The sequence below is a fragment of the Actinomyces sp. oral taxon 448 str. F0400 genome (genome assembly GCF_000220835.1).
GTDB lineage: Bacteria > Actinomycetota > Actinomycetes > Actinomycetales > Actinomycetaceae > Actinomyces.
On sequence record NZ_GL985606.1, the window covers coordinates 242,065 to 260,433 of the forward strand.

The 18,369-nt window shown below is 65.5% G+C and carries 16 protein-coding genes and 1 pseudogene; all 17 read right to left on the bottom strand.

Annotated elements, in window-relative coordinates; all coding sequences use genetic code 11:
• A pseudogene (locus HMPREF9062_RS13060) lies at window positions 1-196 on the bottom strand (OmpA family protein); the annotation flags it as partial.
• Window positions 197-643: 447 nt separating this feature from the next.
• Window positions 644-1,318, bottom strand: coding sequence for a hypothetical protein (locus HMPREF9062_RS01140; RefSeq protein ID WP_253270625.1), 675 nt, complete (start codon window positions 1,316-1,318; stop codon window positions 644-646).
• 305 nt (window positions 1,319-1,623) lie between these two features.
• Window positions 1,624-2,328: a hypothetical protein gene (locus HMPREF9062_RS12740; RefSeq protein ID WP_009409776.1), complete on the bottom strand. Its 705-nt coding sequence runs from the start codon at window positions 2,326-2,328 to the stop codon at window positions 1,624-1,626.
• Between the two features lie 306 nt (window positions 2,329-2,634).
• Complete coding sequence (locus tag HMPREF9062_RS12745; RefSeq protein ID WP_216584399.1) at window positions 2,635-2,808, bottom strand: hypothetical protein; 174 nt, start codon at window positions 2,806-2,808, stop codon at window positions 2,635-2,637.
• 115 nt (window positions 2,809-2,923) lie between these two features.
• Complete coding sequence (locus HMPREF9062_RS01145) at window positions 2,924-3,442, bottom strand: hypothetical protein (protein ID WP_034253462.1); 519 nt, start codon at window positions 3,440-3,442, stop codon at window positions 2,924-2,926.
• Between the two features lie 185 nt (window positions 3,443-3,627).
• Entirely contained in the window at window positions 3,628-4,155 is a 528-nt protein-coding gene (locus HMPREF9062_RS01150; protein WP_034253464.1) for a hypothetical protein, read from the bottom strand.
• A 179-nt stretch (window positions 4,156-4,334) separates the two neighbouring features.
• The gene (locus tag HMPREF9062_RS01155; protein ID WP_253270626.1) at window positions 4,335-4,958 is read right to left on the bottom strand and encodes a hypothetical protein; all 624 of its coding nucleotides are present in this window, start codon (window positions 4,956-4,958) and stop codon (window positions 4,335-4,337) included.
• 42 nt (window positions 4,959-5,000) lie between these two features.
• Window positions 5,001-5,303 carry a hypothetical protein gene (locus HMPREF9062_RS01160; RefSeq protein WP_009409781.1) on the bottom strand — a complete coding sequence of 101 codons (303 nt, stop codon included), beginning with the start codon at window positions 5,301-5,303 and terminating at the stop codon, window positions 5,001-5,003.
• A gap of 25 nt (window positions 5,304-5,328) precedes the next feature.
• Complete coding sequence (locus HMPREF9062_RS01165) at window positions 5,329-5,979, bottom strand: hypothetical protein (RefSeq protein WP_216584400.1); 651 nt, start codon at window positions 5,977-5,979, stop codon at window positions 5,329-5,331.
• 91 nt (window positions 5,980-6,070) lie between these two features.
• Complete coding sequence (locus HMPREF9062_RS01170; protein ID WP_034253468.1) at window positions 6,071-8,371, bottom strand: DUF6571 family protein; 2,301 nt, start codon at window positions 8,369-8,371, stop codon at window positions 6,071-6,073.
• Between the two features lie 71 nt (window positions 8,372-8,442).
• Window positions 8,443-8,916, bottom strand: a complete 474-nt coding sequence (locus HMPREF9062_RS01175) for a hypothetical protein (RefSeq protein WP_009409784.1) — start codon at window positions 8,914-8,916, stop codon at window positions 8,443-8,445.
• A gap of 66 nt (window positions 8,917-8,982) precedes the next feature.
• A complete protein-coding gene (locus tag HMPREF9062_RS13750) occupies window positions 8,983-13,803 on the bottom strand; it encodes an FtsK/SpoIIIE domain-containing protein (RefSeq protein WP_156790049.1) in 4,821 nt (1,606 codons plus the stop codon).
• A 59-nt stretch (window positions 13,804-13,862) separates the two neighbouring features.
• Window positions 13,863-16,658, bottom strand: a complete 2,796-nt coding sequence (locus HMPREF9062_RS01185) for a LysM peptidoglycan-binding domain-containing protein (RefSeq protein ID WP_050795234.1) — start codon at window positions 16,656-16,658, stop codon at window positions 13,863-13,865.
• A 25-nt stretch (window positions 16,659-16,683) separates the two neighbouring features.
• The gene (locus tag HMPREF9062_RS01190; protein WP_301280149.1) at window positions 16,684-17,097 is read right to left on the bottom strand and encodes a TadE/TadG family type IV pilus assembly protein; all 414 of its coding nucleotides are present in this window, start codon (window positions 17,095-17,097) and stop codon (window positions 16,684-16,686) included.
• Window positions 17,098-17,216: 119 nt separating this feature from the next.
• Window positions 17,217-17,705 (bottom strand): TadE/TadG family type IV pilus assembly protein, encoded by a 489-nt coding sequence (locus HMPREF9062_RS01195; RefSeq protein WP_009409788.1) that lies wholly within the window; start codon window positions 17,703-17,705, stop codon window positions 17,217-17,219.
• A complete protein-coding gene (locus HMPREF9062_RS01200; RefSeq protein WP_009409789.1) occupies window positions 17,702-18,118 on the bottom strand; it encodes a TadE family protein in 417 nt (138 codons plus the stop codon). The genes HMPREF9062_RS01195 and HMPREF9062_RS01200 overlap by 4 nt, the downstream gene beginning before the upstream one ends.
• Complete coding sequence (locus HMPREF9062_RS01205) at window positions 18,115-18,354, bottom strand: hypothetical protein (protein WP_009409790.1); 240 nt, start codon at window positions 18,352-18,354, stop codon at window positions 18,115-18,117. Before HMPREF9062_RS01205 ends, HMPREF9062_RS01200 begins: the two co-directional genes overlap by 4 nt.
• Between the last annotated feature and the right edge of the window lie 15 nt (window positions 18,355-18,369).

An 18,369-nucleotide genomic window follows, 5' to 3' on the forward strand; every position in this document is an offset into this window, starting at 1 on the left:
TAGGATCAAGCAGCACCACGGCGCTAGTCGTCGACCAGGGCAGATCCACGTAAGAACTGACGGTCAGCTCATCGCCCTCGGGCGCGCTCCAGACCTGCTCCACGTCCGCCAATGTCGCATCATCACCGGCCCGCGTGAACTCCACGGCCAGGGCCGTCGTCGCCTCATCAACACGCACCAGCGGGGAAACACCCACCGTCACATGATGCCCCAGCATATGACCGTCCAACTCCTGAAACCCCACCGGAACACCACCGCCCGCCACCGGAACAGAAGCCGAAGACAACCCCGACACACCCCCAGAACCCGCAGAATCCCCCACCCCCGACCCGGACCGCCCCCGACACCCCACCGCACCAGCAGAGGACAGAACCGCCAGAGCAAGAAAAGAACGACGCGACGACATCGACGACACCAGCCACGAGAACCGAGACGAAAAACCACTGAACCATTTACCAACCATGAATGAGCCCCCTACCACAACACGAACCCACTGACCCGATCACCATACCCACCCCACCCCCGCAACCCCGATGGGGACAACCACACCACTACCCGTGCACCACCCACCACTACCCGTGGAGATGGGTCGTCGCGGCGTCACTGCGATGAAGCGCCCGCCGGCAATGGCGAGGGGCGCTGGTCAGTGGTTGGGAGTGGGGACGTTGACGGTCTGGATTTCGGTGACGGGCAGCTCGGTGGTGGATGTGACTGTGACCGGATCGAGTGCGCCGGAGGACCCGTCGGTGGCGGTGTAGGAGACGTCGTAGGTTGCCGATGTGCGCAGCGGCGTGGTCTGGCTTGCCCGGTGGGCGGAGGCGCGGCCGAATACGATGGTGCAGTCGCTGGACCCCTCCACCATGCCGGGCTGCCATGGTGTGCCGAAACCCGAGCAGTGGGGTGTGGAGTCGGGAGCCGACAATGACAGTCCGGAGGCGGTGGCGGTCACTGTCGCCGTCACGGGGCCCGCTGTGGCGGTGGCGGTCACTGTTGCCGGTGTGTCGCCGTCGGCCCACACCCACGTGTCCAGGCCGACGACGGTGGCACCCGAGTCCCCCAGGGCCGGGTTCGTCCCGATCGACGGGGTCGGAATGTCGACCGCGTCCCATGCCGCCTGCGCCAATGTCTCACCGTCGATCTCCGGGGCTGGAGGATCCTCCCCGTCGGGAACCCATACAGCCGGACGACTCTCAGCGTCGTCGCGGGCCTTAATGTATTCTTCCTCGCTTGATGCACGATTCTCATGACAATTAAGATAATACCATTGTCCGGGCTCATTCTCATGCTGTTCCCAGTCGGGATATTTCTCCTTCGGCACTTGCGCACCCGGATGGGTTGGTGGTCTCCGTATATCATGGGCCAGGTCAGCTCCGGTCGCCGTCGACGAGTAGTCGCATAGTGGTGCGACGGTCCCCGTCGCGGTGGTCGAGGTCGCCGCTCCGCCACCGCCCCCATTGGAAACGGAGGTATAGGATACACCGACGGAGATCGTCGAGGTGCCATCCGCCTTGTTGACGGACGAGATGCTGGAACCGCCATCTGCACGCACGGGCGAGAGTAATAATGATAGGCACATGAATGCAATCGTGAGCGAGGAGTTCCGGACTATGCGATGACCCTTCATTATTGCGTGCATAGCCTACCGGGCTCACTCCTAGTCCAAGATGTCACGGTCCATGTACCGCCGCTTCGGACGAGGGTTATGCTGTAAGTCGCTAGCACTTTCCAATCGTCCCTCGAGACATCGTTGCCGGAGCTGTCCACAATCCTGGATGATCGGAAGTCCGAGCATGCGGTGATCGTTGCGATTGGACGAATATCCTCATCGTGCATGTCAACACGTAGGACAGACTTGTTAAAACTTCCTTCGGCGTGCTGACCGGCCGACATGTATTCATCGTAAGACTTCTTGTAATACTCCAGCGCGTCCCCGCTTGCTGTGGCTTCTACGGCGCTCAGGTCCCCGTCCTCGGTTCTGTACCCCTCCCATGTGGCGCGATCGTAGGCTATGTATGTTCGGAGAGCCTCTTGCTGGAGCTCGTCGAGGTCGTCGGGGATTGACAGAACCGTGTACTCCGTTGCCGGGTCGGACAGACCCTCCGCCGTCAGAGGTCCGTCCGTCGCCGACGTGCTGGAGGCTGACGCTTCTGCGGAGTAGTAGTAGTCGTCCGCCGGTGCGCTTTCCGCCGGTGCTGTGCCCCCGCTGTTGTCGGCGCCCGGCGTATAGGCGGGAACCGACGGGTTCGTTTTCTCACCGCCGGAAGAGCATCCTACGAGCAATGCGGCTGACAGGAAAAGTATTGTTACGGCCGATCGATAAGTCTTCATGCACAACCTCCGTCTCAGGGTGCGCAGACGACACGGAGGACGATCTCCCCACGGGGACGGCCCGCCATGACGGCTGCCGTATATATCAGGACGATGACGACCCTATCAGTGGTCCGCTTGTTCTTCAACCCGTGAGACTGCGTCGCATCTGCTCTTTCCGTGCCGCCTGCGCGTACCGTCCGGGTCAGTCCTGCGCGTCGGGGGCCGCAGCGGCCGGAACGGAGGAAGCCGGCAGGGTATCCGAGGGCATCCGGGCGGTGGTTGCGATGGGGGTGCGGGGATAATGGCGGACACCGTTTATCGTCGTCAACCGATGGGCGAGGCGGTGACGGTCCCGTTAGGCGGGTAGATCGCCTCCTGTTCAGGCGGGCCGGAGGTGGCCGCATGGATAATGCCCGCAACAGCTTTCAGCATGGGAATGAGGACCGTATCGGTCGGGTCACCGGACCATTGAAGTCTATCTTCTCCGATCACGCGCACGGAGAGCTCATAACCATTCATCGTCCCCGACACCACACGCCCGCCCCGCGCCCGCCCCGCGCCGGCCGGCCGAAGACGGGAAGGACGTGGTGGCGCATCGGGTATGAGTTATCCATCATGGTGTGGGGGCGGGGTCGGTGGGGTACATGCTCCAGCGCTGCGCTGGCCCGTCGGCGGCCTGGGGGGCGGCCGGCCCGATCAAGGTGAACAGGTCCTCCAGGTCCGCGACGTCCTGCGTGAAAGAGACGGGGCTGTCTCCGGACGGATAGACTCTGCGGAGGGTGGCGACGGTATCGGTGTCGGGGTAGGACCATACGAGAATGGCATGGCTGTGGTTGTCGGGGATGACCGCCCCCTGCCCCGGCACCGAGTCGAGGGTGACCGGCTCGGCCTTCGGAGCGGCGGCCACATCCTCGAAAGTCGAGCCCGTCGGGACGCTGTCGATGTTCCTGGGGTAGGTCGTGGTGACCCTCAGGTCGAAACGCCCGGTGTCGTTGCTGCCGGCCACGCCGATAGCGCACCACAGTGAGACGTGGTCCGGGGGGTCGGGGTTGTTGTTGATGGCGAAGCTGGGGATCTGACGGCCGGTGGTCTGCTGGATCTGGTCCACCGTGGCCAGGCCGCATACGGACACCTCCCCATCCAGAGGGGTCGGGGACGGAGAGGGCTCCGCTCCGCCCGTGCTGCGGCAGCCGGCCGAGACGGCCAGCACCGCACAGGCCAGACACGCCACCACACGCCCACTCCGCGCTGGCCGTGCGCCGGCTGGCCGGCTGAAGACGGGAAGGACGTGGTGGCGCATCGGGTATGAGTTATCCATCATGGTGTGGGGGTGGGGTTGTGATCCCCGGTGGGGTACATGCTCCAGTGCTGCGTTGGTCCGTCGGCGGCCTGGGGGGCGGCCGGCCCGATCAGGGTGAACAGGTTCTCCAGGTCCGCGGCGTCCTGGAACAACCTGGGGCCCGCCGGCGGCCTGGAGTGGGTTCTTTTGAGGGTGGCGACGATATCGGTGTCGGGATAGGACCATACGAGAATGGCATGGCTGTGGTCGTCGGGGATGACCGCCCCCTGCCCCGGCACCGAGTCGAGGGTGACCGGCTCGGCATTCGGAGCGGCGGCCACATCCTCGAAAGTCGAGCCCGCCGGGACACTTCTGACGCTATCGGTAGAGGTCGTACTGACCTCCAGCTCGAAGACGCCGGTACCATCATCATCACTCACATTGATAACGCACATAAAAAACAGATTATTCGGGGTCCTGGAGTTGTTGTTAATGGCGAACTCCTCGATCTGACGGCCGACGGTCTGCTGGATCTGATCCACCGTGGCCAGGCCGCATACGGACACCTCCCCATCCAAGGGGGGCGAGGACGCCCCCGCTCCCCTTGTGCTGCGGCAGCCGGCCGAGACGGTCAGCACCGCACAAGCCAGACACGCCAGCACACGCCCACCCCGCGCCCGCCTCGCGCCGGCTGGCCGGCCGAAGACGGGAAGGACGCGGTGGCGCATCGGGTATGAGTTATCCATCATGGTGTGGGGGCGGAATTGCGGTCGTCGGTGGGGTACATGCTCCAGCTCTGCTCTGGTCCGTCGGCGGCCTGGGGAGCGGCCGGCCCGATCAGGGTGAACAGGTCCTCCAGATCCGCGACGTCCTGGAACAACCTGGGGCCCGCTGGCGGCCTGGGATGGGTTCTTTTGAGGGTGGCGACAGTATCGGTGTCAGGGTAGGACCATACAAGAACAGCACGGCCGTCGTCATCGGGGATGACCGCCCCCTGCCCCGGCACCGAGTCGAGGGTGACCGGCTCGGCATTCGGAGCGGCGGCCACCTTCTCAAAAGTCGATGCAGCCGGCACGGTTCTGACGCTATCGGAAAATGTCGTACTGACCTCCAGAGCGAAAGTGTCGATACCTCTCTGACTAACCATGTAGATCTGACATTCAAACCCGAATATCCCAGAACGATGGGATGAGTTGTTGATGGTGAACTCCTCGATCTGACGGCCGGTGTTCTGCTGGATCTGGTCCACCGTGGCCAGGCCGCATACGGACACCTCCCCATCCAGAGGGGTCGGGGACGTCCCCGCTCCCCTTGTGCTGCGGCAGCCGGCCGAGACGGCCAGCACCGCACAGGCCAGACACGCCAGCACACGCCCACCTCGCGATGACGATTTACTCATAGCCCCCGCCCATTAGTAATTCTTCGCATCTCTTTCACCATTAATATCTCCGCTTGAGTAGTTACCTGACAGATCTTTGGTGAGAGCATCGAGAGTGGTGTGATTGGAGGTGGAGGTCGGCGAAGTCTGCCTATCAGTCCAAGTCTTGACGTCCCGGTAGGTTTGTGCGTCCGCTCCATCAAGGTCGATCGTGTACCTGCCGGTGTCGGGATCCTGGGTGATCCAGTCGTAGTCCGAGTCCGCCTTGGCCAGGTCCGCCTGGTCGATCAGGTCGGTGTCTTTCGCACGAACATCGGCCCGTCCCGGCTCGAACACTAATCCTCCTCTCAGCCTATCATCGTCAGCCGGTGGGCGAGGCGGTGGCGGTCCCGTTAGGCGGGTAGATCGCTTCCTGTTCAGGCGGGCCGGAGGCAGCGGCATGGATAGTGCCCGCAACAGCCTTCAGCATGGGAATAAGGATCGTATCGGTCGGGTCATCGGACCATTGAAGTCTATTTCCCCCGATCATGCGCACGGAGAGCTCATAACCATCAGGATAGCGCCACTTCAGGTAGTAGGAGGGTAAAGATAAGGAGAAGAAAGCCACTCCCTGGCCCTCCATGCCGTCGATACTGACCTCGCGCACGTTTCTGACACTGCCTATAGCGTTGACATCATCGATAAGAGGCCGCTCCCGCGGCGAACTCCCATAGCTTATGTCGAACTGGTCGGCAGGGAAGTAGGCGTAGGGTGTCTTCGCAACGAGATCGATCAGGCATTCGAGCTCGACCCTGCCGTCATCGAGAGTGCTGCGATGGAAACTGATCCGCTTGAGTTGTTGGCCCTGGAGGATAGCCTCCATGTCCCCGGCGCTCATAATGTCACAGACGTTGACATCGTCGGTCACGAAGTTCTTCAAATCCTCGTCCTCGGCGGCATCAGCCGCCGAAGCGGACGCCGCGGACGCGGCGGACGCAGCGGCCGTGGCCCTGTCCTGGCGCCACTGCTGCACACGAGCACACCCCGACATCGACATGCACACCACCAGCACGACCGCCAGCACCACGGCAGCCAATCCCCGACCCACCCGCATACTCACAGACTCACCCATCATCGTCCCCGCCACCGCTACTACTCCCCCCACCACCGCTGTGAGGAACCGTACTCGACGAACCGGAAGCATAGCCCTGACCGGTCGCATTCTTAATGCTCTCGTTGATCGTGCTCAGGCTGGCATCCGGCGGGACGCTATCCTTGCGAGACTCATCGGTGACTTGGCTCACCCAGGTGGAGACACTACTCATTCCCCCTGCGGGAGTGCCGGACAGGTCGATGGTGTAACCGCCCTGTCCATCATCAACAATCCAATTATACCGATCCGCCGCAGTCGGAACATCTGATTTGTCGGGATCGGTAGTGGGACCGACCTGGTAGGAATCCTGGTTGATCAGCCCAGCCTGGGCGGCGTCCTGAACGGCGGCCGCTCGCATGCCGTCGGTCAGAGTCAAGGACACCGGTGAGCTGGCCGCCTGCGGGTCATCGACCAGTGCATCGGCGGCGACCGGGGCTAGGAGTGTGCCTCCCGTCGCCGTTGCCGCCGCCGCTAGGGTCCCGGCCGGGGGCGGCAGTGCCGATAGCCCGCCGGCCGCCGCCGTGGTGAACGCCGAAATCACCGTCTTCGCATTCCCGTTCAGTTCCTTCGTCTCGTCGATGTCCTTGATAGTCTTGTCCTTGGCGCGGGAGTCAGCGATCCCCACCAGGTGAGATACCGCCTGCGCCCCATCACTGTAGACGCCGCTGATCGAGCTGAGCTGCAGATCGGGACTGCCCTCGTTGAACGCGACCCCGCTCGCGGAGCGATCCGAGGCATGAGCGGCGATACCCGCAGCAATACTGCCCGTCGCGTTCGCACAGTCCGCCACCCGATAGGCCAGCGTATCCAAGTCTCCGGTTGTGGCCGTCCCCAACTGGGTGCCGTCACGATCGATCAACGCATCCGGATTCTCCGCGTCGGTACCATGGATATCCTGCCCCCAGGCAGCCGTGACCTCGTTGGGGCAGTTGGCCAGAAGGACTCCGATATGAGATTTGGTGTCGTCGGTGTAATTCTTGGCGTCCGTGTTCTGGGCCAGGTCGTGGATGCCATGACCGGCCAGGGACGTGGCCCGCGCGGCTTGGTCGTCGTCCTCGCTGGCGCGCAAGGAGGATCCGGCTGCCAGGGCCGCAGTGAACCCGGATAGGCCCTCCCTGCCCCAGTCGCGGGCCGACAGGTCATCAATACGACTAGTGTCGACTGAACCGTCGCCGCCGGCTGGCGCCAGGTAGCCCAGAGCGGCGCCGGGGTTGCCGCCCATGGCATCCAGGACTCCGGTCATGGGATCGTGGGAGTGGCCGGGCAGGGTCAGATTCGTGTCCTTGCCTTTGGTGAAGGTCTCATACTGAAACCATGACACGAGGTCGACCGGTATCGTGAAGGTGTCGGCTTGGGTGGCCGCCGTGGCGTCGATGTCGTCGAGTTTGTTGGCCAGGTCGACCAGGAACGTGTCGTTGAAGTTCAGGTCGCTAACACCGTCACCGTTGTCGTCATGACCGCCAAGAATCGCGTTCAACGCTGAGATCCTGGGATACTCATTCTCCTCATCAACCGACCCGGAGATGGCGTCGGCGATCTCCTGGGACTTCTCCTCGTTCCAGATGCTTGACGCGCTAGCCAGCATCGTCCCCAGCTGCGAGGCGAGGTCCTCGGCCTTCTGCCCTTTGACATCCGGATAATTGGAACTGAGCTGCCTGTAGGCGTTGATCGGCAGGCTAGTCAGGTTCTCCGGGCCGATTTCGGTGATGACGGCGTTGGCGTAGACGGGATTACCCTGGTTGTCCGTCATGGAGGCCATAATGTCATCGATGGTGCGGCCGTCGTCAGTTTTTCCATCGTTGGAGGTGGTGGCCTGGGTCAGGGCGTCGGCGTCGGCTCGGGCGGTGGCGGCGACCTCGAAATTGTAGGTCTCGATGTTGTCAGCGGTGTCGGAGATTCCGTCGGGCAGACAGTAGTTCACTGTTCCGTCGGCATTGGTGGTGGTCAATCCGTTGGAGTTGAGGTCGAGGATCTGCTGACGCCGGTAGTTCAGGTCGTCGATGACCGCGTAGAGGGTACTGATGGCCGATCCCAACTCGGGGACGTAGGTGTTATCTCCGGATAGGGTTCCCGATTGCCTCGCGGCGCCTATTATGGGAGCAGAGAGAACACACGAGGTGTGGGTGGCTTCTTCGACGCTGGGTACGGGATCGAGGGCGCCCGCGCTGGATGAACAAATGTTATAGCGCTCCTCCTCAGCAGCCTCGACGTATGCGGTCAGATTGCGAATGAGCACTAGCACGAGTTCGGGATTGAATGTGATGAAATACATACTCCTCCTGTCGGTCAGCGTGCTGTTTCAGTGGTCTGCGCCGGCCCCTCTCAGACGGCCGAGATACTGACCTAGTACTGTCCCCAGTTGGCCTCGTCGCTGTGGGGCGGGACCTTCTCACCGGGGTCACGCTTCTGGGTGTTCTCGGCGCTGGTCACGACAGCGACGAGGGCATCGAGCACAGCGGTGATCGAGTCGATGGCGGAGTTGATCCGGTACTGATACTCCACGGCGGTGTCGGAGTTCCATGTCTCCTCGTCCAGGGCAGTCCTGAAGCTGTCGGGGCCCGCGCCGCCGACGACGACGGTCGGGTTGAGGCCGTCGGGGTCGGTGGCCGAGGGAACCGTCTGGGTGGAGGTCGTCCAGTCCTCGACTAGGAATGTTCTGGACTTCTCGATTTGTTCTTTGACATCACGGATTGCTTTGAGTTTGAGATTGTCCACCCAGTCGGGGTGATCCTCGACCGTACCGTCAGCGGGGGCGTCGTCCTGCGTGCTGGTATCGAGGGCCTCTTCGTCGGGTCCTGATGCGACTGCGTCGGTCATGGCGGGTTCTCCTTCAGAGGTTATGGTTAGTGTATTCGATGCGGTGGGCGTGTTCAAGTGTTGTGTTCATTTGTTTTGTTGGGGTGATGGTGTGCGGGGGATTTGGATCCAGGTCCAGCCGGTGGGGGTGGTGAGGATGGCGCGTCCGGGTGGGACGGGAGCGCCGATGGATCGGGGAAGGCGGGCGCCGAGTAGTTGGCCGTCGGAGGAGTCGCGGGGGGCGAGAATGAGGCCGGTGCGGTTTTTACGTACGGAGGCTAACAGGCCTGAGGCCATGCCCATGGCCTCGTCGATGTTGCAGGTGATAATGACGCCGCCGGGGTGGTCGCGGCAGGCGCGCATGTAGGTTTCCGCTTCTTTGGCCAGGGGGTGTGTTTTGCCGAGGGTGTCGAGGTCGTCGATGATGAGGAGGGTGTTGTGGTTGTTGTTCAGGAGGGTGGTGAGGTCGTCAGCTGTGTTGGTGGTGTCGAGGGTGGCGGTGATGGCGGGGTGGTGGGCGTAGTCGGTGAGGGGGGTGCGGCGGGGGGTGATGAGGATGGTGGGTGTGTGGTGGGCGAGGGTGGTGTGGAGGATGAAGGTGAGGGCGGTGGAGCGTCCGGAGCGGCGGGGGCCGGTGATGAGAATGCCGTTGCCGGCGTCTTCCATGGTGGTGGTGTGGATGTGGAGGGTGTCGCCGCCGATGCCCAGGGGGAGGTGGTCGGGTGGTGGTGTGGGGCCCAGGGCGAGAGCTTCGGGGGTGGTGATGGTCAGGGGGAGGTCGTCGATGTGGGGTGGTTGGCGGTGTGGTGGTGGAGTGGGCCAGCGGGTGGTGGCGGTGCGGGCGTGGTGGTAGAAGGCGGTGGTTTGGGCGGTGCCGGTGGGGGTGGTGTCGAGGAGGGGGGTTTGGACTTCTCGGGGATGGGATGGTCCGGTGCGGAAGGCGCGGCCGGGAGGCATGGTGGCGGGCACGTCGCGGGCGCGCATGCCGACCAGGTCGAAGGAGTCGGGGGTGGGCATGCGGAAGATGAGGCGGTCTTCGAGGAGCATGCCCATGTGGGAGCGGAAGGTGGTGCGGTCCCCAGTGATGGCGGCGCGCAGCCCCATGGCGGCGCCTTCGCGTAGCAGGATGCGGATCTGTTCGAGGATTTTGCCGCCGTCGACGGTTTCGTAGACGGTGGTCAGGCCATCCCAGCGGTCGATGAGGAGGATGAGGTAGGGCAGGCGGTCGTCGGGGTCGGCGGCGGCGCGTTGTTCGGCCAGGGAGGTGTGGCCGGCGGCGGCGAGGGTTTGCTGGCGGGTGGTGATCTGGGTGGTGAGTTTGGTCAGGAGGCGGCGCAGGCGGTCGGATTGGTCGCGGGTGATGATGGCGCCGGTATGGGGCAGGCTGATCAGGGGCAGCAGGCCGCCCGAGCCGGCGTCGATGCCGTAGATGTGGGCGTCGGCGGGGGAGGCGGTGGTGGCGATGCCGGTGGCCAGGGCGCGTAGGAAGGTGGTGCGGCCGGTGCGGGGGGCGCCGGCTATGCCCAGGTGGCCGGTGCGCGTGTAGTCCCAGGTCATGGGCCGCTGGGCCTGTTCGGAGGGGATGTCCTCCAAACCGATGATCAGCGGCGGCAAGAACCCGGCCCCGCCGCCGGTGTGAGCCCCGGCCTTGGCCTCGCCGCCGGTGTCGCCGCCGGTGTCGCCGCCGGCCTCAGCCTCACCGTCAGCCTCGCCGTCGGCCTCGGCCCCGCCGTCAGTGTCGGTGGCCTCGGCCTCGCCGTCGGTGGTGTTAGTGGTGAGGGCGGTCAGGGTGATGGCGTCGGGCAGGGGCGGGAGCCAGGGTTGGTGGGGGGTGGGGCCGTGAGTGTCGTGGTGGGCGGTGGTGGTGGCGGTGACGAGGTCGGCGAGATCGGTGGGGGCGTTGGTGTCCTGGGTGCTGGTGGGGGCGGCGGGCGCGGGGCGGGTCAAAAGGGCCAGGTGCAGGGGATGGACGCGGGGGCGGGGCTGGTGGATTGTGTGCGGGCGGTGTCCTCCGATGCGGGAGGCTTGGAAGGCCAGTAGGCGGCCGTGTCCGAGCCGGGCGTAGGCCCGGCCGGGCAGGGCGGGCGGGATGTGGGCGGCGTCGGGGGCCTCGATCACGTCCTGGGAGTCGGATTCATCGGTTACGCGCAAAGCGATGCGCAGGTTGGTGTTGGATCTGATATCGGCTGAGACGACGCCGGCCGGTCGTTGGGTGGCCAGAACGAGATGAACGCCCAGGGATCGACCGCGTCGAGCAATATCGACCAGGCCGGTGACGAAATCGGGCAGTTCGGTGATCAGAGCCGCGAATTCATCGATGATCAGCACGAGCCGGGGCATAGGATCGGTAGCGGCGTGGGCGGTAGCGGCGTAATCGTCGACGTCTTTGGCTCCCGCGCGAGCCAGTTGGCGTTCGCGGCGGCGTAGTTCGGCTCCTAGGGAGTCCAGAGCGCGGGAGGTCAGGTGCCCGTCGAGATCGGTGACCATGCCGACGGTGTGGGGCAGGTGGGCGCAGTCCTTGAAAGCCGCTCCGCCTTTGTAGTCCACGAGGACGAAGGTCATGGCCTCAGGGGTGTTGGCCGCGCATAGTCCCGCGATCAGAGTCTGGAGGAGCTCGGATTTGCCCGAGCCGGTCGTGCCCGCGACCAGAGCATGAGGACCATCAGCGCGCAGATCGATGCTGAACGCGCCCTCGGCGTCCTCGCCCACGGTCACGCGAGTCGAACGCCCACCACTGGACGCCCACCAGCCGGCCACCAGCCGGGGATCGGGGCGCCCGTCCACGCCCATCACATCCAAAAGCCGCGAAGCGCGGGGAATCGCGCCCTGGGCCCCCTGAGCGGAAGCGTCGCGCACCGGCGCCAGGCACCGGGCCATCCGCTCGGCCCATTCAAGCGACGGGGCATCGAGCCTGACCTGCTCGACCGGGTCAGCGCCAGCGACCCACACCTGGGCCAACGGGTTCTGGGCCGAGACCACGGCCCGGCACTCCTCGGGCAGACTCACCCGGTCGTGATCAACGCAAATGAAAACGATCCCGACCTGCGGACCCTGCCGCAGAGCCTGAACCATGCCGGGAACCAACCGCAGAGCCCGGGCCCCGTCAAGAACCACCACCATCGTCCGCCCCTCGGGCCGCGAACCCGGACCACGGACCGCGGCCCGCTCCTCGATCACCGACAAAATCCGATTCACCTCACGAGCCACCGAACGCTCATCAACACCCGCACGCACCCGTACCCCACCCGCCCCGGTACGCACGTGAGGCAGCCACCGTACCCAGTCCCATCGACGCCCCGCCCCGACCGCGTCGGCCGGATCAGCCAGAACCATCAGGTCCAACTCAGCCGGGGAATGCAGGCCCGCGCACTGAGCGACCATCCACCGGGCCGTCATACGAGCCCGCGGCCCGGCCACACCGACAACCCCCAACCCGCCCAGAGGCACACTGACGGGCACATCAGCCACCGCCCACCTCAACGGCTCCTCATACGAGGCCCGCTCGGGCACACCCAACTCCACCCGGCTGGGCACATCAGCCGTGCCCACACGCATATCGAGCCAGTCCTCATCGTCCGCACGCCGCTCCCACAACCCGGCCCGCGGACCGCTGGCCCGCAACAACACCTCAGCCGGATCAGGCTGCTCATCCCGACGCTGACCCTGCTCACGAACCAACGCCTCAAAAGCAGCACCCTCCGCAGCCCGCTTAGCCCGCTCATAATCAGCCACCGCCCGCCGATGCGCCCGCTTACGATTAGTCGCACCAGTACGCCGATTAGCCAGCATCATCACCGGAGAGAACAGAACGAACAGCAACGACGCCACCCGACGAGTCACAACGAACATCACCACCCCCATCACCACCGGAGCCGCCAGCACCAACCACGAGAACGCCTGAGCACGTGACTCACGAGGCCGACGCGGCAATGAGAACGACCTCGCCCGCCCCGGACGAGCCAACCGAGGGGGACGGTTAAAGTCCACACCCGCCCCATCCCCCGACGCACTCACCACCGCATCAACCACCGGCACCGACCCGACCACCAACAAACTCGTCCCCGCACTCAACACCGTCCCCGGCTCCCACACCACCCGCTCCACCAACCGACGACGCTCAAGCTCAACCAACCCGCGCCGCTCATCAGGATCCCTCTCCTCATGCGCCGGCAGCACCACGTCCCCACCACGACCACGACGCGAACGCCGCCACCACCGACCACCGCTATCCCCGGTCTCATCCCCATCACCGCACCGAGCAAGAACAAGCGGCCCGGGCAGGGGATGAGCCCGCACCGGTCGAACAGGCGCGTCCAACTCCTGCGACTCGCCCACCGGCTCCACACTCACCACCCCATCGACTTCCACAATCACACGCGCCAAAGCCCTCTCAGCACCCGGCAGCACAACATCACACCCATCACCCCCGACAACATACTCACCCAGACCCAAACGACGAACCAATCCAGCCCCCTCGCCACCGATCACCCGCACCTCAACCACCCCACCCGGCTCCGCCCCGCCAACCACGGGCCCGCCAATGCCCACGACAGGCCCGCCAATGCCCACGACAGCCCCATCACGCAGCACACCCTCATCCAACCGAGCCCCCGAATCCAGCAGCGTCTCACCGCGCCACACATCCGGAGCGCCCCCGCCCCGCAAACCAACAACAACACCCGTAGCATCCCCGGCGGCGCTGGCACTGGCAGCGCTGGCACCGGCGGCGCTGGCACCATTCTCGGCCGCGTCGGCGGCGGGACCCGATGCCCGGTTGGCCGGGCCCAGATATTCATCCAGGCTCCGGGCCAGATCGGCGACCGTGGACTCCTCCGGCGCCGAGACCAGCACGTCCTCGCCCGACTCGGCGTCCTGCCCGAAACGAACCACGGTGAGCAGCAGATCCATCGCTATCTCCATAACCCTTCTTACGTCCTGAATTTCCTCGGGCTCCCGTCGGCCGTGCCTCAGGCAGGACGACGCCGCGACCCCAGCCCGGCGCCAGGGGCCAGATCCTCAACCAGGGCAGCAGTCGCAGGATCGACCTGGGCCAGATCATCAGCTCCCGCAGCCTCGAGCAACGCCTCTGCACGAGCAGCGAGCCTGTCACGCCCGCACGCAGCGGCCAGACGCAGATCATCACGCCACAGCCGCTGGTCGAGCTCAACCACCCGCAAACCAACCTCCACGGCCCGCCCGGCCCCATCCGGATCATGATCACCCAGTAGAACCGCCACACGATGAGCTGCATCCGCCACCAGCACCTCGGACTCACGAGTCGCGCGCACCCGGGCCAACCACGCGTACCGACCGGGCTCAGCATCCTGACACACCGGACCGCGCACGAGCCTCAACCCCTCCTGAAGCAAACGCAATTCCTCACGATCATCCCCGCGCTCGCGCGCACGTCGCGCCCGAGCGATCAAACCACGCAGCACCGACCAATCCACAACGACATCCGAGGAGAGCACCAACCGTCCCTCCTCATCTTCGCGCACACGATCCGTCCCCGCCTCATCACGACCCAGCCACGCGCGCAGCCGATCAACCGAGGACGTCACCACGTCCCCCGTCGCGCCCAACGGCCAGATCATGGACCCCAGCACCCGCGGATGCAGACCCTCTTCGTGCAGAGCCAGGCATGCCACCGCCTCCGTCAGCAATCCGAGCCGCTCGGGCTCAGCCACGCCAGGTGCGGAAACAACAGCCGACCCGAGCACCCGCACCTGCACAGGCGCGCTGCGCAATGCCGCCGCACTCGGCGGCGACGGCGGCTCGGGCGCCGGCGGGCGCCCACTCGTATCAGCTGCGAACAATTCGCCCAACGACTCCACATCCGCCTCGGACGCTCGCGTCACCCGCACGCCCACGCCCAACGGCTCGACCCGCGCCGACCCCGTCGAATCCACCTCGATCCGCCACCGACCTCCACCACCACCCGCACGCACGAGCGTCGCCCCGCCCCTGACCGGCGACACCGGCGCAGCCTCTTCCTGTCCAGCGGCCAACACGACGCACACATCACCTCGGCCACTCCGCCCCGTCAGCACACCACCAACTCCACCGACCGAGCCGAAGGCGTCGGCCGAACCAGAGCCGGCTGACCCGGCCTCCCCGGAGTCAGGCCCGTCGGTCGAACCGGAACCGACGGCTGCAGCGACATCGGACGCGACCTCCAACCGCTCCCCGCACACCGCACTCAGCGCGGGCGGCAACCCGACGCCGACAACCCGCACTTGCGCCGACCACGGATTCGTGCACAGCTCCACAGCGAGAGCCGACACGACCTCCGCGGCCACCGACGGCGCCCCGCTCACCACAACATCACCATCAACCACGCTCAAGTCAATAAGCACATCGGCTCCGCGCTCATCACGCCCCACAGTCACTAGTCCCGCCCCTACACGAACAGGACCATCGGGAACCTGAATATCCACCCCTCGCTCCACATTCCACACCGCACCCCCATCCCGCACCCGCCACGGTGCCGGAGCCTGCGGAACCCGACGGGTCAAAAACAACGACACCGAATCATCATCAACTCCCACAGCATAAAACTCGGGAGGATCCTCCAAACCCGACAACCACCGCAGCACCGCATCCACACGCGCCATACGCCCGGGGTCGGCCCCCACCCGCAGCAGCCTCTCCAATTCACCGGCGCCAGCATCAGGCACCGCCCACGACCCGTAACGCCGCCACCGCGCCAATACAGCCAGCACGGATGCCGCCGTCAACGCACCGAGTGCTGGCACATCGGCCGGGAGAATATCGCCCACGTCGTCAGAACGATCAGGCATCCGCCGACCGCCCTGCTCCTGCTGCCGACCACTCGACTGATCGGCAGAGACAGGACCAGGAGCGGGAGCAGCCGGAGCGGTCGTTGTCACCGCCTCGACGCGAGGCACATCAGTGGCCGACTCGGGCATAACCAAATACCACCCCGGCTGAATCAAACGAGCCAGCTCCAGGGTCCGCCCGTCGGGCTGAAGCCTCCCCGCATTCAGATCATAGATCTGCTGATAGTCCCGCCCCTCACCGAGCGACCTCTCAGCAATATCCCACAAATTGTCATGATAATGATCCTGCGGTGGCTGAACAACATAAACACGCCGCCCCACCAACTGCGCCCCCACCTGTGGATCAATCACCGCACCACCGAGCCTGTACGTCACATGACCGACCACCGTTCCATCCTGCTGATCCGCACCCGCGTCCGCTGCACCCGCGCCCGCATCCGCCGCACCCGTATCCGACGGCACCCCGCCGCCACCAGACACGACCTGCGCCGCCGCCGCGGGCGCAGGAGCAGGAGCGGGCGCCGCCGCAGTCGCCGGAGCAGCGACCGCCGGGCCCGACGCCGAGAAGATCAGCAGCGCAGCGATAACCAGACGACGCACCACCACCTGCACCCCGCCCGACACCGGCACATGACCAGGCACACCCCGTCCACGCACCGCCGAAACCAGCTCAACCACCGTGCACACAGTGAACTGGAACCACGCCAGCCACACCACCCACACGAGCACGCCTAGCACAACCTCAACCGACACCGCCCGAGTAACCATGGACAAAGACACGCTCTCAGGAATAGGCGGAACCCCCGCAAGCGTAAGCATCGCAACCGGCACACCGACAACCACGAGCAACAGCACCGCAACAGCGAGCAGCGAACGCCCCACCGTCCCGGCACGACCCGACTCCGATGCTCGAAACCGCTCAGGCCCGAACACAGCAGCTGACTCCGACTGGCGGGAGACCACGAGTAGTCGTTCCTTCCTGATTGACCTAGATGATGCCGGACTCCGCCTGAGCAGAGCCGACCACAGTGATGTGAACAGTGGATATGCCGACCAGCGAAAGCATGAAGGTGGGAGCGTCCGTCTCAGCTGTCACGGTGACCGTGTTGCCCGCTGTCGTCACGGTGGCCGAGGCCGCGTCGGCGTCCCCCGCCGCCGCCAGGTACTCGCGGGCGGCCGCCCGAGCCGCCGCAGGATCGAGCACAACCTCGTTGGTCCGGCGTATCCCGCCGATCTGGACCTCCTGGGCGCCGGCCCGGGCCGCCTGCTCCGCCTCATCGGTCAGAGTCGTCCTGGCGTTGAGGACCCTGCCCCCGTCGATGCACAGACCCGCCAGGAGCATGAGGACCGAGACCACGCACACCGCGAAAACGGATGTCGACCCGACCTGTCGGGCCCGAATCCGGGACCGCGGAAGAAACTGCGAAGGAAAGGAAGAAGAGAACGGAGCAAGCCGCGGAGGCCGAAGCGGGCGGCTGTGCGGCCGCGGGCGCCCGGGACGGCGTTGCAGAAGGGAGGTCATCACGAGGTTCCCCTCAGTGTGTCGACCGGCGCCGTGGCCCGTGCCGAGATGGTGGTCGCCCCCGGGAGGAAGACCAGCCCCAGGTCGGACAGTCCCACCCGGCAACGGACTTCCACATCCACGCTTCCGCCACGGCCGAAGCTGGCGGTGGAGGTCGTGGCGCTGCAGTCGCCGGAAGCGGTCTGGGCGGCGTCGAGCGCGTCGTCGGCGGCCGCGCGCGCGGTAGCCGCGGAGCGCTCCATGGACGCGGCACGGGCCGCATCACGGGCGGCGGCCTGAGTCATCCCCTCAGCCGACACGTATCTGCCGCCGGCGACGGCGATGAGGACGACCATGAGTAGGACGGGGGCGAGCACAACCATCTCCACCGACATCGACCCCCGCTCGGCTCCCCCGCTTCCAGCCTGGCGGACGACGCGGACGATCCTGCGCGCGGAGGCGACGGCGGGGTCGGTGGCGGCGGCCCTGAATGCGCTTATGGATCTCACGTGTCCTCCCGGAACTGCTCGACGGGCGAGGAGACCGTCGCGCTGATCCGCGGCGCCAGGCCCGCGACGATGTCCATCGCCTGACCCGAAACGGTCACGCTCACCTGGGTGCCGTCCGTCCGGGCGTCGATCTCGACATCTTTCAGGCCTCCGCCCCCCGTCGAGACCGCGTAGTCGGCTCCCGACCGCTCCGCCGCGGCGAGAGCGGCCGGATCATGAGCACCGGTGCGCAGATTCCGGACCGTCTGCCGGGCCGTGGTCATCGCCACCTCGTTGCCGTACCAGGACAGGGCGACCTGAACAGTCACGAGGATGATCAGCATGAGCAGCGGGAAGAAGACCAGGAGTTCGAGCGAGGACGCCCCCTCCTCGCCCCGACGACGCCGCATCAGCATGACGCCCTCCGTCCTCATGGGTTTCCATCTAGCGACGGAACCTCGAGGTTGTCGCTCGCATTCTGGACCAGACCGTAGATGGCCCGTCCCACCACAGCGGCGAGCACAATGAGGAAACCCGTGATAATGACCCACTCGACAGTCGAGGCCCCCTCCTCGCCGCACACACGATCGGTGATCCCGACCAGGCGGTTCCGGAGGCGGTCCGCAACGCGGCCCGCGATAATCCGAACAGCGCACAACAATGACAGCATGATTATCTCCTTTCA

Coding starts and splice junctions, on each gene's coding strand:
- HMPREF9062_RS12740 (WP_009409776.1), bottom strand. CDS start 2,328: ATGAAGACTTATCGATCGGCCGTAACAATACTTTTCCTGTCAGCCGCA.
- HMPREF9062_RS13750 (WP_156790049.1), bottom strand. CDS start 13,803: ATGGATCTGCTGCTCACCGTGGTTCGTTTCGGGCAGGACGCCGAGTCG.
- HMPREF9062_RS01205 (WP_009409790.1), bottom strand. CDS start 18,354: ATGCTGTCATTGTTGTGCGCTGTTCGGATTATCGCGGGCCGCGTTGCG.
- HMPREF9062_RS01200 (WP_009409789.1), bottom strand. CDS start 18,118: ATGAGGACGGAGGGCGTCATGCTGATGCGGCGTCGTCGGGGCGAGGAG.
- HMPREF9062_RS01170 (WP_034253468.1), bottom strand. CDS start 8,371: ATGTATTTCATCACATTCAATCCCGAACTCGTGCTAGTGCTCATTCGC.
- HMPREF9062_RS01175 (WP_009409784.1), bottom strand. CDS start 8,916: ATGACCGACGCAGTCGCATCAGGACCCGACGAAGAGGCCCTCGATACC.